We start from the raw sequence: 12,811 nt of genomic DNA, 5'->3' as shown, positions 1-12,811 counted from the left end.
TCGAGGATGCCGATGAAAACCCTGTTCCGCCGGACCCTGCTGTCCGCCGCCCTTGCCATGGTTGCGATGCCTGCCGTTGCGCAGACCGTGCCGCCGTCGCCGTTCACCCGCACCATCTTCTTCGGCGACAGCCTCACCGATGGCGGCTACTTCCGCCCGCTGCTGATCCAGATGCTGGGCCCCAACGGCGCGGTCGTCGGCCAGTTCACCACCAATCCGGGCTATGTCTGGTCGCAGCACCTGGCCAGCTACTACGGTGGCGACGCCTCGCCGGCGTGGACCGGCAACACCACCGCCACCCCGACCGACGGCAGCGGCGACAACTGGGCGGTGGGTGGCGCCCGAGCCGGCACCAGCGTCGTCGGTGGGTTGGGCTACACGCCGTCGCTGACCGCGCAGTACCAGGCCTACCTGGCCGCCGGCAACACGGTCGATCCGGGTGCGCTCTACACCGTCTGGGGCGGCGCCAACGATGTCTTCCAAGCCATCACCAGCTACCAGACCGCGTATGTAGCGAGCCTGATGGGCGGCGGCACCACGACGCAGGCCGAGGCCGCCGGGCAGGCAGCTGCGGGCGCAGTCATTGCGCCGGCCGTCGGCGCTCAGATCGGGCTGATCGATGCGCTGAAGAATGCCGGCGCGCAGTATGTGCTGGTGCCCACCCTGCCGGACATGGGGGTGACGCCGTCGGCGGCTGCGGGTGGCACGCCTGGGAAGTTCCTCGCGAACGGTTTGTCGAATAGCTACAACAATGCGCTGTTCGCGGGGCTGGCCAGTGCCGGCTTGAGCGTGATCCCGCTGGATACCTACCACTTCCTGCAGGAAGTGGTCGCGAATCCGGCTGCGTTTGGCCTGACCAACGTCACCGGCACCGCCTGTTCGACCGCGGTGCAGGGCGGCAACTCGCTGTTCTGCAGCCCGCCCTCCACCGTGCCGGGCGGCGCCAACAGCTACCTGTTTGCCGACGGCGTGCATCCCACCGCTGCCGCGCACGAGGCGGTGGCGGATTTCGCGATCTCGGTCATCGACGGCCCGCGCCTGATCTCGCTGCTGCCGCAGTCGGCCACCACCACCGGCCGCGCGCGCGCGCAGATGGTCGATGGCGTGGCTTCCGGCATGGCTGCAGCCGAGGGCGACGGCATGCACTGGTGGGCCGACCTGCGCGGCCAGCAGCAGCGCTTCGTCAACTCCAGCGGCTACGACGGCATGGGCGGCACCGGCTCGTTCGGCATCGGCTGGCGCAGCGGCAACCTGATGTACGGCGCATTCGCCGGCTACGGCCGGCAGGACATCGACTTCGGCTACCGCCGCGGCGACTTCCGCCAGACCGACGCCAGCGTCGGCGGCTTCCTGGGGTGGGCCGGCGACAGCGCATGGGTCAACGGCCAGCTGAGCTGGACCAAGCTGGGCTACAAGGTCGACCGCCAGGTCAACCTCGGCCAGGCCACCCGCATCCACAGCGGCTCGCCGGACGGCGACAACCTGAGTGCCGGTGCCAGCGCCGGCTGGACGTTCAAGCACGGCGCGCTGGAGCACGGCCCGGTGGTGGCGGTGCTGGCGCAGCGGATCAGCGTCGACGGCTACGCCGAAAACAGCACCCAGTCGACCGCGCTGGGCTTCCTGCCGCAGGACGTCGATTCGCTGATCGGCAGCGCCGGCTGGCAGGCCAGCTTCGCCCTCAACGACCACATCAAGCCGTACGTGCGGATGACCTGGGACCGCGAGTTCGAGGACGCACCGGCGCAGGCCTGGGCGCAGTCGCTGTCGATGCCGGGCACGGCCCCCTACGCGGTGCCGGGCGTGGCGTTCGACGACAGCTACGGCACCTTGGGCATGGGCGTGCGCAGCAAGCTGTTCGGGATGGACGTGACCGGCGGCGCCAACGTCACGGTGGAACAGCAGGGCGGCAGCAACACCACCTTCTTCGTCACCTTCGGCGGCGCGTTCTGATCCGTGGGCGGGCGGGATGCGGCGCGCCTGCGTTGCATCCCGCACCGCCACCGGCATAGACTTGCCGGCCTCGCGGGTGTAGCTCAATGGCAGAGCTGTAGCTTCCCAAGCTACTGACGAGGGTTCGATTCCCTTCACCCGCTCCAAGATGATCAGTTGCAAGGGCGGCATCCGCGTGGATGCCGCCCTTTCCGTTGGCGAAGCAGTTGATGATGGGCACCGTCGGCAGCGGCGCATGCAGGGTCTTACCGAGATGAAACTCGCCATCCTTTCCCGCAACGGCAAGCTGTATTCCACCCGCCGGCTGGTGGAGGCCGCGCGCGAGCGCGGACACAGCGTGCGCGTGCTCGACCCGCTGCGCTGCTACCTGCGGATCAGCAGCGACGGCTTCGACATGCGCTACAAGGGCAAGCCGCTGGCCGGTTATGAAGCGGTGGTGCCGCGGGTGGGCGCGTCGGTGACGCGCTACGGCTGCGCGGTGCTGCGCCAGTTCGAGCTGATGGGCAGCTACAGCCCGAACAGCGCGGCGGCGATCGCGCGCGCGCGCGACAAGCTGCGCTGCCACCAGGTGCTGGCGGCGGAGGGCATCGGCCTGCCGGTGACGGTGTTCGGCGACAACCCCGACGATACCGGCGACCTGCTGGCGATGCTGGGGCCGGCGCCGCATGTCATCAAGCTCAACGAGGGCACCCAGGGCGCGGGGGTGATGCTGACCGAGAAGCCGTCGGCGTCGCGCGCGGCCATCGAAACCCTACGCGGCCTGTATGCCAATTTCCTGGTGCAGGAGTTCATCGCCGAGGCCAAGGGCGCCGACCTGCGCTGCTTCGTGGTCGGCGAGCGGGTGGTCGCGGCGATGCGGCGGCAGGCACCGAAGGGCGACTTCCGCTCCAACCTGCACCGCGGCGGCATCGCCAGGAAGATCCGGCCGACCCGCGCCGAGGTGGACACGGCGGTGCGCGCGGCGCGCATCCTCGGTCTCGGCGTGGCCGGGGTGGACCTGATCCGCAGCCAGCGCGGCCCGCTGGTGCTGGAGGTCAACTCGTCGCCGGGACTGGAGGGCATCGAGACGGTCACCGGCCTGGACGTGGCCGGTGCGGTGATCGAGCACGTGGCCGAACGCGCCGCAGCGACGCAACGCACTCGCAACACCGATTTGACGGATTCTTAATCGGGCATCGCCCAACATCCCCACGTGCCCGGCTGTACTTCCCCCGCAGTCGGGCATGCAGGGCATGCATGTGAACTTCGGCCCGGGCGGCTTCGCCCGGGCCTTTTGTTGCCTGCGCCAAGTGGCCCGCGCAAATGAACCCGCTGTGCAAGAATCGGGAACCGGCGAGAGCCGCGCCGGTCTCACCCGGCGGACCCGCCAAACTGGAACCCCCATGCGCATTCTGGTCATCGAGGACAACCCCGACATCGCCGCCAACCTGGGCGACTACCTGGAGGACTGCGGCCACACCGTGGATTTCGCCGCCGACGGCATCACCGGGCTGCACCTTGCGGTGGTGCACGACTTCGATGCGATCGTGCTGGACCTCAACTTGCCGGGCATGGATGGCCTGGAGGTCTGCCGCAAGCTGCGCGTGGATGCGCGCAAGCAGACCCCGGTACTGATGCTGACCGCGCGCGACTCGCTGGACAACAAGTTGGCCGGCTTCGATTCCGGCGCCGACGACTACCTGATCAAGCCGTTCGCGCTGCAGGAAGTGAACGTGCGCCTGAACGCGCTGGCGCGGCGCGGACGCGGGCTGCCGGCGCGGGTGCTCCACGTCGGCGAGCTGGAATACAACCTCGACACCCTGGAAGTGCACCGCGAGGGCAAGCTGATCCAGCTCAATCCCACCGCGCTGAAGATCCTGCAGGCGCTGATGGAGGCCTCGCCGGCGGTGGTGACCCGGCAGGACCTGGAGGGCCGCGTCTGGGGCGAGGAACTGCCGGATTCGGATTCGCTGCGGGTGCATATCCACGGCCTGCGCGCGGCGGTGGACAAGCCGTTCGGCACGCCGATGATCCAGACCCGCCACGGCATCGGCTACAGGATCGCTGTGCCAGATGCAGGCAACTGACCCTGCGTTGGCGCGCCTGCCGCGGGCCCGGCGGCGGCTGCGCACCCGCATCATCCTGTCGTTCGTGCTGTTCGGCTTCGCCCTGACTACGCTGATCGCGGCGACCACGGTCTACATGCGCAACCGCGTCGAAAGCAACGTGCTTGGCGCGGCGCTGGAAAAGAACAACAACATGTTCGCGGAAGGGTTCTATCGCAACCCGACCGCGGTGGGCATCCCGTTCGAGAAGATCCAGGGCCGGCAGTTCAGCACCCGCAAGCTCGACAAGGTGCCGCCGGAATGGCGCGACCTGTCCAACGGCGTGCACGACGTGGCCATGCCCGCGCAGGCGTCCGGCGAGCCGCGGGTCTACAAGCTGGCGGTGCGCAAGGACCCGGATTACTGGTTCTTCCTCGCCTATGACATCGCCGAAGAGCGCGAGAGCCAGCAGAAGCTCAACAGCGCGCTGGTGGCCAGCGTCGGCATCTTCACCGTGTTTTCGCTGCTGATCGGCTGGTGGTCGGCCGCGCGGGTGATGAGCCCGGTCACCGAGCTGGCGCAGCGGCTGCGCCGTTCCGGCACCAGTTCCAGCCCGGAGGCGTTGGCGCCGCACTTTCCCGAGGACGAAGTGGGCGAGCTGGCGAAGGCGCTGGACGACTACGCCGCGCGGCTGACCGAGGTGGTGCAGCGCGACCGGGAATTCAACGCCGACGTCAGCCATGAACTGCGCACCCCGCTGGCGGTGATCCGCGGCGCGGTGGAGCTGCTGCTGGCCCGGCCCGAACTGGACGAGCGCACGCGCACCCGGCTGTCGCGCATCCAGCGCGCCGAACTGCAGTGCACCGACCTGATCAGCGCGCTGCTGCTGCTGTCGCGCAACGAGCGCGCGGTGGGCCAGTGCGATGCCGCGCGGGTGGCGCAGCAGCTGCTGGAAAGCCATCGCGCCCAGCTTGCCGGCAAGCCGGTGGAGCTGCGCCTGGAGGGCGCCGCGACGCTGCCGCTGGACGTGCCGGAATCGGTGCTGTCGGTGGCCCTGGGCAACCTGATCGGCAACGCCGTGAAATACACGCCCAGCGGCGAGGTGGTGGTGCGGGTGTTGGCCAACGCGGTGGAAGTCAGCGACTCCGGCCCGGGCCTGAGCGCCGAGGACGCGGCCAAGCTGTTCACCCGCGGCTACCGCGGCACCCACGCCGGGCATTCGCAAGGTGGCGGCATCGGCCTGTCGATCGTGCGCCGGCTGTGCGCGCTGTACGCCTGGGACGTGCGGGTGCGGCCGGGTGACGGCAGGGGCGTGGTCGCCACGCTGACCTTCGGCTGAGGCGCGGCAGCGCCGGCGGCGTCGCGGCGTCATAATGTGCGGATACGTTTTCCAGGAATTCGCGCATGCACGCTTCCACCGCCGCACCGCTGGCCTACCAGGTCAACCTGTCCGATCACGCCCTCGGCGAGGCGCAGCGCAACGCGCTGCTGGCCGGCGAGCTGGGCTTCGGCAAGCGCTTCACCGACCACATGGTGGCGATCCAGTGGGACAAGGACCGGGGCTGGCACGACGCGCAGGTCCACGCCTACGGCCCGCTGTCGCTGGACCCGGCGGCGGCGGTGCTGCATTACGGCCAGGAGATCTTCGAAGGCATCAAGGCCTATCGCCATGCCGACGGTTCGATCTGGACCTTCCGTCCCGAGGCCAATGGCGCGCGCCTGCAGCGTTCCGCCGCGCGGCTGGCGCTGCCGCAGCTGCCGGTGGACGAGTTCGTCGAATCGCTGCGCCAGCTGGTCGCGGTCGACCACGCCTGGGTGCCGTCGGCGCCGGAAAGCAGCCTGTATTTCCGCCCCTTCATGATCGCCAGCGAAGCTTTCCTCGGCGTGCGCGCGGCGCAGGTGGCGACCTATTACGTGATCGCCAGCCCGGCCGGCGCCTACTTCGCCAAGGGCGTCGCCCCGGTGTCGATCTGGCTGTCCGAGGACTACGCGCGCGCGGCCAAGGGCGGCACCGGCGCGGCCAAATGCGGCGGCAACTACGCCGCTTCGCTGCTGCCGCAGCAGGAAGCGCAGGCGCAGGGCTGCTCGCAGGTGCTGTTCCTCGACCCGGTCGAAGGCAAGTACCTGGAAGAACTGGGCGGCATGAACGTGTTCCTGGTCTACCGCGACGGTCGCCTGGTCACTCCGGAGCTGTCGGGCAGCATCCTCGAGGGCATCACCCGCTCCAGCATCCTGCAGCTGGCGCGCGACCGCGGCATGACGGTGGAGGAGCGCAGGGTTTCCATCGATGAGTGGAAGGCCGGCGTTGCCTCCGGCGAGATCGCCGAAGTGTTCGCCTGCGGCACCGCCGCGGTGGTCACCCCGATCGGCGAACTGAAGGGCAAGGACTTCGCGGTCGGCGACATCCATGCGCCGGCCGGCGAGGTCACCATGGCGCTGCGTCGCGAATTGACCGACATCCAGCATGGCCGCGCGCCGGATCGCCACGGCTGGATGGCGCGCCTGCGCTGACCGGCGCACAGCCGTCCCCGGCCATGCCGCGGGCGGCTACATCCGCACCCACCAGCAGCCCATGCGCTGGCGCAGGCCGAAACTGGCGCGCGCCGGCGTGTGGCCGTTGGCCTGCACCTGCTCCACCCGCAGACCGACCGGCGGGCCGGGCGGTGGCGGTGCCAGCCAAGGATCGGTGACCTCCCCGCGTTCGCCGGCATGCACCGGCCGCACCTCAACCACCTCGCGCTTGGCGATCGCCTGCAGCCGGTTCATCACCCGGTTGGCGTTGGCCGTGCCCATGCCTGCCCAGTCGTACAGCCCGGCGATGCGGTTGGCATCGCCGGAGCGGATCGCCTCTTCCAGCGCGTAGGCCAGATCCTGCACATTGCGCGCGCAGAGCGGGCGGCGGCTGTAGGCCGCGGGAGTGCCCAGCGTTGGGAGTCGGAGCTCCTCGACCGCCCCCATGTCCGCGCAGCGGCGGTCGGTGTACAGCCGGGTGCCATCGGCGGTGACGCAATGCCGCACCTGCGCCGACGCCTCGCGCATCGGTGCGAGGCTGGCCAGCAGGAGCAGCAGCAAGGAAAAACGGAGCATTCCCGCAGGGTACGCGTGGCCCCGTCAATGCGAAAGAAAGCCCGCGCGAAGCGTTCAGGCCAGCCGCTGCAGCACCGTCTGGGTGGGCTTGGCCAGGTTCAGCGTGTAGAAATGCAGCGCCGGCGCGCCGCCTTCGACCAGCCGGCGGCACAGCCCCGCCACCACGTCGGCGGCGAACTCGCGCACCGCCTCGGCATCGTCGCCGAAGGCGCGCATGCGCTGGTCGATCCAGCGCGGGATCTGCGCCCCGCAGGCCTCGGAGAACCGGCGCAGCTGGCTGAAGTTGGCGATCGGCATGATCCCGGGAACGATCGGCAGGTCGATGCCCTGCGCGCGCGCATCGTCGACGAAGCGGAAATAGGCGTCGGCGTTGTAGAAATACTGGGTGATCGCGCCGCTGGCGCCGGCCTCGACCTTGGTCTTGAAATGACCCAGGCCGATCCGCGCGTCTTCGGACTGCGGGTGGGTTTCCGGATAGGCGGCCACCTCGACGTGGAAATGCTCGCCGTGTTCGTCGCGGATCAGCCGCACCAGCTCGCTGGCATAGCGCAGGTCGCCGCTGCGGGCCATGCCGGAGGGCAGGTCGCCGCGCAGCGCGACGATGCGGGTGCAGCCCAGCGCGCGGTAGAGCTTGAGCAGGGTGCGGATCTCCTCGCGGCTGCCGCCGACGCAGGTCAGGTGTGGCACGCCGTCCACGCCGTGTTCGCCGCGCAGCCGCTGCACGGTCTCCGGGGTATGGCTGAGGGTGGAGCCGCCGGCGCCGAAGGTGACCGACATGAACTGCGGCGCATGCGCCTTGAGCTTGCGCACGGTGCGGTCGAACTGGGCATGCTGTTCGTCGGTCTTGGGCGGGTAGAACTCGAAGCTGATCGGCAGCATTTCGGCGGGATCGTCCGTGGGTGGCGGGATTATATATCGCTTTTTCCGGATGAAGCGATATATGTCCGGACATGGCCGCCGCTCGGGGCCGGGTGACGTGCGTCAATGCAGGCCGGCGGCGCTGGGGGTACAACTGGCAGGCCGTCATCCAGGAATTCTGCCAATGAGCACCATGCTGTTTCCGGTCGGGCGCATCCAGCGCACCGACACCGGCTTCCAGGGCCATCTCTCGCGCGACCTCGAACACGAGGCGGACGCGGTCTGGGCCATGCTCACCGATTCGGCGTCGATGGCGCAGTGGCTGGCGCCGGGCAGCATCCAGCAGCAGCCGGGCGGCGCGGTGCGGGTCGATTTCGCCGACAGCGGCACGATCATCGACAGCAGGCTGACCGCGTTCGAACCGGGGCGGGTGCTGGAGTATTCGTGGAGCAGCGGTGACCAGCCGCAGCGACCGTTGCGCTGGGAGCTGCATCCGCGCGGCGGCGGCACCCGGCTGGAGCTGTTCGTGAGCATCCCGGCGGACGAGGACGTGGCCAAGGCCTGCGCCGGTTTCGAGGGCCACCTGGAAATGCTGGGGACGGCGCTGGAAGGCGTGTCGACCCGATTCCCGTTCGACCTGTTCGTGCAGACCCGCAAGTCGTACGCCGAACAGGTGGCGCGGTTGGGCTAGTCCCGCAACGGAAACGGGCGCCTTGCGGCGCCCGTCGTTGTCACCGCCGCCGGAAGGCGATCAGTAGCGGTAGTGCTCCGGCTTGTACGGGCCGTCCGTCGACACGCCGAGGTAGTCGGCCTGCTCGGTCGTCAGCCGGGTCAGCTTTACCCCGATCTTCTCCAGGTGCAGGCGCGCCACTTCCTCGTCCAGCTTCTTCGGCAGGATGTAGACCTTGGCCTCGTAGGCGTCCTTGTTGGCCCACAGGTCGATCTGCGCCAGCGTCTGGTTGGAGAACGAGTTCGACATCACGAAGCTCGGGTGGCCGGTGGCGCAGCCCAGGTTCACCAGCCGGCCTTCGGCCAGCAGGAAGATGCTGTTGCCATTGGCGAAGGTGAACTTGTCCACCTGCGGCTTGATGTTGGTCTTCACCGCGCCGCTGGCGTACAGCGCATCGACCTGGATCTCGTTGTCGAAGTGGCCGATGTTGCAGACGATGGCCTGGTCCTTCATCGCCTGCATGTGGGCCAGGGTGATGATGTCCTTGTTGCCGGTGGTGGTGACGTAGATGTCGGCACGGCCGAGGGTGTCCTCGACGGTGGTGACTTCAAAGCCTTCCATCGCCGCCTGCAGCGCGCAGATCGGGTCGATCTCGGTGACGATGACGCGGGCGCCATAGGCGCGCAGCGAGGCCGCCGAGCCCTTGCCGACATCGCCGTAGCCGCAGACCACCGCCACCTTGCCGGCCAGCATCACGTCCAGCGCGCGCTTGAGGCCGTCGGCCAGCGACTCGCGGCAGCCGTACAGGTTGTCGAACTTGGACTTGGTGACCGAGTCGTTGACGTTGATCGCCGGCACCAGCAGCTGGCCCTTCTCGGCCAGCTGGTAGAGGCGGTGCACGCCGGTGGTGGTTTCCTCGGAAACGCCCTTCCAGTCCTTGACCACGCGGGTCCAGTAGCCGGGACGCTCGCTGGCGACGCGCTTGAGCAGGTTCTTGATCACCTGCTCCTCGTGGCTGCCGGAGGCCGAATTGACCCAGCTGTCGTCGCCCTGTTCCAGCTCATAGCCCTTGTGGATCAGCAGGGTCACGTCGCCGCCGTCATCGACCACCAGTTCCGGGCCGGTCAGGGTGCCGTCGGCCAGGGTGAAGGTCAGCGCGTCGAGCGTGCAGTCCCAGTATTCCTCCAGCGTCTCGCCCTTCCAGGCGAACACGGGGGTGCCGGTGGCGGCGATCGCGGCGGCGGCGTGGTCCTGGGTGCTGAAGATGTTGCAGGACGCCCAGCGCACGTCGGCGCCGATGTCCTTCAGCGTCTCGATCAGCACCGCGGTCTGGATGGTCATGTGCAGCGAGCCGGTCACCCGCACGCCCTTGAGCGGGGTGGTGGCGGCGTACTGCTTGCGGATCGACATCAGGCCCGGCATCTCGTGCTCGGCGATGTCGAGTTCCTTGCGGCCCCAGTCGGCCAGCGAAATGTCGGCGACCTTGTAATCGCCCTCGGTCGAGAAGGTCCTGGCAACAGCGTTCATGGTGAAACTCCGTGAGTGCGGTGGATGCGGTCACGGGCGCCGTTGTTGGACATCGCCGAGCCTGGTGGTCGGCGGGGTTGGACCCGGCCTCCATCGCAGCGCCCCTCGGCGGTCGCGCATTGTATCGCAGCATCGCGATGGAGCCATGGGTAGCGATGGCTGGCCACTGCCGCCGTGCGGGCGCAGACTGGCCGCGTTGCAGCGGCGAGGCACGCATGGCGATCGATACGCAAGCTCCGGAATGGCAGGTTTCACGCTGGTTCAACGCGCCCGCGCCGCTGTCGCTGGCCGCGCTGCGCGGTCGCGTGGTGGTCATCGAGGCATTCCAGATGCTGTGCCCCGGCTGCGTCTCGCACGGGTTGCCGCAGGCGCAACGGGTGCGGCAGGTGTTCGCGCGCGAGGATGTGGAGGTGATCGGCCTGCACACCGTGTTCGAACACCATGCGGCGATGACGCCGGTGGCGCTGGAAGCATTCCTGCACGAATACCGGATCGGCTTCCCGGTGGGCGTGGATGCAGCGTCCGAGGCGGGCGCGATCCCGCGCACCATGGCCGCCTACGGCATGCGCGGCACGCCGACGCTGCTGCTGGTCGACCGCGTCGGCCGCCTGCGCCAGCACCACTTCGGTCAGGTGGAGGACCTGATGCTGGGTGCGCAGATCGCGATGTTGGCGGCGGAACCCGTGCCTGGCCCGGCAACGGGTGGTGCGGCCTGCAGCGTGGACGGCAGCTGCGACTGACGGATCAGCCGCCCAGCGCTTCCCAGCGCGCGTAGGCGGCGTCCAGCTCGGCCTGCAGCGTGGCCAATTCGACATTCGCGCGCTGCTGGGCAGCGGCTTCCTGCTTGTAGAAGGCGGCATCCTGCATGGCGGCGCTGCGGGTGGCGATGTCGGTTTCCAGCTGCTCGATCTTCGCTGGCAGCAGCTCCAGTTCGCGCTGGTCCTTGTAGCTGAGCTTTATCTTCGCGGGGGGGGGCGCGGAAGGCGCTGCCGGGGCCGCTGCCGCTGCTGTCTGCAGCTGCATCTGCGCCTGCGGCCGCTGCCGCAGCCAGTCGCTGTAGCCGCCGACGTATTCGCCCAGCCGGCCACCGCCTTCCAGCGCCAGCGTGCTGGTGACGACATTGTCGAGGAAATCGCGGTCGTGGCTGACCAGCAGCAGGGTGCCCTGGTAGTCCAGCAGCAGTTCTTCCAGCAGCTCGAGGGTCTCCACGTCGAGGTCGTTGGTGGGTTCGTCCATCACCAGCAGGTTGGACGGCTGCGCGAACAGCCGCGCCAGCAGCAGGCGGTTGCGCTCGCCGCCGGACAAGCGGGTGATTGGTGCGCGCGCGCGTTCCGGGCTGAACAGGAATTCCTGCAGGTAGCCGATGATGTGCTTGCGGCTGCCGTTGATCTCGACGAAGTCGCGCCCGCCGGCCACGTTCTCCAGCGCGCTGCGGGTTTCGTCCAGCTGGCTGCGGTGCTGGTCGAAATAGGCGATCTGCAGGTTGGTGCCCATCGCCACCGTGCCGGTATCCGGCATCAGTTCGCCCAGCAGGATCTTCAGCAGGGTCGACTTGCCGGAGCCGTTGGGGCCGATGATGCCGACCTTGTCGCCGCGCAGCAGCACGGTGCTGGCATCGCGCAGGATCACCTTGTCGCCGAACGCCTGCGACACCCCGGTCATCTCGATGACCTTCTTGCCGGAAGATTGCGCGCTGGCGGCCTCCATCTTCACCTTGCCGGTGAGTTCGCGGCGCGCGGCGCGCTCGCGGCGCATCGTCTTGAGTGCGGTCACCCGGCCTTCGTTGCGGGTGCGGCGGGCCTTGATGCCCTGGCGGATCCACACTTCTTCCTGCGCCAGCAGCTTGTCGAAGCGCGCGTTCTCCTGCGCCTGCGCGTGCAGGCGTTCCTCGCGGCGGCGCAGGTAGTTGTCGTAGTCGCCGGGCCAGCTGGTGACCTGGCCGCGGTCGATCTCGACGATGCGGGTGGCCAGCGCGCGCAGGAAGCTGCGGTCGTGGGTGACGAAGACGATGCTGCCGTTGAAGGATTTTAGGAAGCCTTCCAGCCAGTCGATCGCCTCGATGTCGAGGTGGTTGGTGGGTTCGTCCAGCAACAGGATGTCGGGCGCACGCACCAGTGCCTGTGCCAGCAGCACGCGTCGCTTCATGCCGCCGGACAGCGCGGCGAAATCCGCGTCCTCCGGCAGTTCCAGCCGCTCCAGCACCTGCTGCACGCGGCGATCCAGGTCCCAGCCGTGCTGCGCTTCGATCTGCGCCTGCGCGTCGGCCATCGCATCCATGTCGCCGTCGTGCACGGCGTGGTGGAAGCGTGCCAGCAGCGCGCCCAGGTCGCCCAGCCCCTCGGCCACCACGTCGAACACGCTGCCGTGGGTGTCCTGCGGCACTTCCTGCGCCATCCGCGCGACCACCACGCCGCCCTGCACGCGCAGCTCGCCGTCGTCGGGTTTGATGTCGCCGGCCATCAGCCGCATCAGGGTGGATTTGCCGGCGCCGTTGCGGCCGACAATGCAGACGCGTTCGCCGGGTTCGATGGTCAGGTTGACCTGTTCGAGCAGCAGTGGGCCGCCGACGCTGAAGTCGACGTTCTGGAATTGGAGGAGGGGCATCCGGCCATTTTACGCGGCCGGCAGGATGAGCGGGGCGCGTGGCTTGCGTGCCCTTGGCCCACCCGCCAGACTGACCGCAGGCACTTGCTGG

At 68.8% G+C, this 12,811-nt stretch carries 11 protein-coding genes, 1 tRNA gene and 1 riboswitch; of the genes, 8 read left to right on the top strand and 4 right to left on the bottom strand.

The window, feature by feature from the left end:
* The first annotated feature begins 12 nt into the window (after positions 1-12).
* From E5S66_RS11370 to E5S66_RS11345, 6 genes are all read left to right on the top strand, one after another.
* A complete protein-coding gene (locus E5S66_RS11370) occupies positions 13-1,950 on the top strand; it encodes an autotransporter domain-containing protein (RefSeq protein WP_246037216.1) in 1,938 nt (645 codons plus the stop codon).
* Positions 1,951-2,022: 72 nt separating this feature from the next.
* Positions 2,023-2,096 (top strand) — tRNA-Gly (locus tag E5S66_RS11365).
* Positions 2,097-2,203: 107 nt separating this feature from the next.
* On the top strand, positions 2,204-3,118 hold the full coding sequence (rimK, locus tag E5S66_RS11360) for a 30S ribosomal protein S6--L-glutamate ligase (protein ID WP_138349347.1): 915 nt from the start codon (positions 2,204-2,206) through the stop codon (positions 3,116-3,118).
* Positions 3,119-3,332: 214 nt separating this feature from the next.
* The gene (locus E5S66_RS11355; protein WP_138349345.1) at positions 3,333-4,016 is read left to right on the top strand and encodes a response regulator transcription factor; all 684 of its coding nucleotides are present in this window, start codon (positions 3,333-3,335) and stop codon (positions 4,014-4,016) included.
* On the top strand, positions 4,003-5,313 hold the full coding sequence (locus tag E5S66_RS11350) for a sensor histidine kinase (RefSeq protein WP_138349343.1): 1,311 nt from the start codon (positions 4,003-4,005) through the stop codon (positions 5,311-5,313). The genes E5S66_RS11355 and E5S66_RS11350 overlap by 14 nt, the downstream gene beginning before the upstream one ends.
* Before the next feature lie 65 nt (positions 5,314-5,378).
* Positions 5,379-6,485, top strand: coding sequence for a branched-chain amino acid aminotransferase (locus E5S66_RS11345; protein ID WP_138349341.1), 1,107 nt, complete (start codon positions 5,379-5,381; stop codon positions 6,483-6,485).
* Between the two features lie 36 nt (positions 6,486-6,521).
* On the opposite strand, the gene E5S66_RS11340 is transcribed toward E5S66_RS11345, so the two are convergent.
* Complete coding sequence (locus E5S66_RS11340) at positions 6,522-7,061, bottom strand: hypothetical protein (RefSeq protein WP_138349339.1); 540 nt, start codon at positions 7,059-7,061, stop codon at positions 6,522-6,524.
* 54 nt (positions 7,062-7,115) lie between these two features.
* On the bottom strand, positions 7,116-7,940 hold the full coding sequence (metF, locus tag E5S66_RS11335; protein WP_028840299.1) for a methylenetetrahydrofolate reductase [NAD(P)H]: 825 nt from the start codon (positions 7,938-7,940) through the stop codon (positions 7,116-7,118).
* Positions 7,941-8,103: 163 nt separating this feature from the next.
* Between metF and E5S66_RS11330 the strand changes: the two genes are divergently transcribed.
* On the top strand, positions 8,104-8,610 hold the full coding sequence (locus tag E5S66_RS11330; RefSeq protein ID WP_138349338.1) for an SRPBCC family protein: 507 nt from the start codon (positions 8,104-8,106) through the stop codon (positions 8,608-8,610).
* A 60-nt stretch (positions 8,611-8,670) separates the two neighbouring features.
* Here the strand turns inward: E5S66_RS11330 and ahcY are convergent, their stop codons facing one another.
* Positions 8,671-10,116: an adenosylhomocysteinase gene (gene ahcY, locus E5S66_RS11325; protein WP_138349336.1), complete on the bottom strand. Its 1,446-nt coding sequence runs from the start codon at positions 10,114-10,116 to the stop codon at positions 8,671-8,673.
* A 27-nt stretch (positions 10,117-10,143) separates the two neighbouring features.
* A riboswitch (S-adenosyl-L-homocysteine riboswitch) is annotated at positions 10,144-10,229 on the bottom strand.
* A 102-nt stretch (positions 10,230-10,331) separates the two neighbouring features.
* On the opposite strand from ahcY, the gene E5S66_RS11320 reads away from it, so the two are divergent.
* Positions 10,332-10,856 (top strand): redoxin domain-containing protein, encoded by a 525-nt coding sequence (locus E5S66_RS11320; protein ID WP_051247293.1) that lies wholly within the window; start codon positions 10,332-10,334, stop codon positions 10,854-10,856.
* Between the two features lie 4 nt (positions 10,857-10,860).
* Here E5S66_RS11320 and E5S66_RS11315 read toward each other — a convergent pair whose 3' ends face one another.
* Entirely contained in the window at positions 10,861-12,720 is a 1,860-nt protein-coding gene (locus E5S66_RS11315; protein ID WP_138349334.1) for an ATP-binding cassette domain-containing protein, read from the bottom strand.
* Between the last annotated feature and the right edge of the window lie 91 nt (positions 12,721-12,811).

Origin of the sequence: Thermomonas fusca, assembly GCF_005862345.1 — a bacterium.
In the GTDB taxonomy this organism is placed as follows: domain Bacteria; phylum Pseudomonadota; class Gammaproteobacteria; order Xanthomonadales; family Xanthomonadaceae; genus Thermomonas; species Thermomonas fusca.
The sequence above is the reverse complement of the archived record's forward strand: the minus strand, read 5'-3'. Positions and strand labels throughout refer to the sequence as shown.

What these genes read in the sequence shown, in the direction of transcription:
- E5S66_RS11330 (WP_138349338.1), top strand. Translation starts at nt 8,104, where the DNA reads ATGAGCACCATGCTGTTTCCGGTCGGGCGCATCCAGCGCACCGACACC.
- E5S66_RS11315 (WP_138349334.1), bottom strand. Translation starts at nt 12,720, where the DNA reads ATGCCCCTCCTCCAATTCCAGAACGTCGACTTCAGCGTCGGCGGCCCA.
- ahcY (WP_138349336.1), bottom strand. Translation starts at nt 10,116, where the DNA reads ATGAACGCTGTTGCCAGGACCTTCTCGACCGAGGGCGATTACAAGGTC.
- E5S66_RS11340 (WP_138349339.1), bottom strand. Translation starts at nt 7,061, where the DNA reads ATGCTCCGTTTTTCCTTGCTGCTGCTCCTGCTGGCCAGCCTCGCACCG.
- rimK (WP_138349347.1), top strand. Translation starts at nt 2,204, where the DNA reads ATGAAACTCGCCATCCTTTCCCGCAACGGCAAGCTGTATTCCACCCGC.
- E5S66_RS11345 (WP_138349341.1), top strand. Translation starts at nt 5,379, where the DNA reads ATGCACGCTTCCACCGCCGCACCGCTGGCCTACCAGGTCAACCTGTCC.
- E5S66_RS11350 (WP_138349343.1), top strand. Translation starts at nt 4,003, where the DNA reads ATGCAGGCAACTGACCCTGCGTTGGCGCGCCTGCCGCGGGCCCGGCGG.
- E5S66_RS11320 (WP_051247293.1), top strand. Translation starts at nt 10,332, where the DNA reads ATGGCGATCGATACGCAAGCTCCGGAATGGCAGGTTTCACGCTGGTTC.
- E5S66_RS11370 (WP_246037216.1), top strand. Translation starts at nt 13, where the DNA reads ATGAAAACCCTGTTCCGCCGGACCCTGCTGTCCGCCGCCCTTGCCATG.
- E5S66_RS11355 (WP_138349345.1), top strand. Translation starts at nt 3,333, where the DNA reads ATGCGCATTCTGGTCATCGAGGACAACCCCGACATCGCCGCCAACCTG.
- metF (WP_028840299.1), bottom strand. Translation starts at nt 7,940, where the DNA reads ATGCTGCCGATCAGCTTCGAGTTCTACCCGCCCAAGACCGACGAACAG.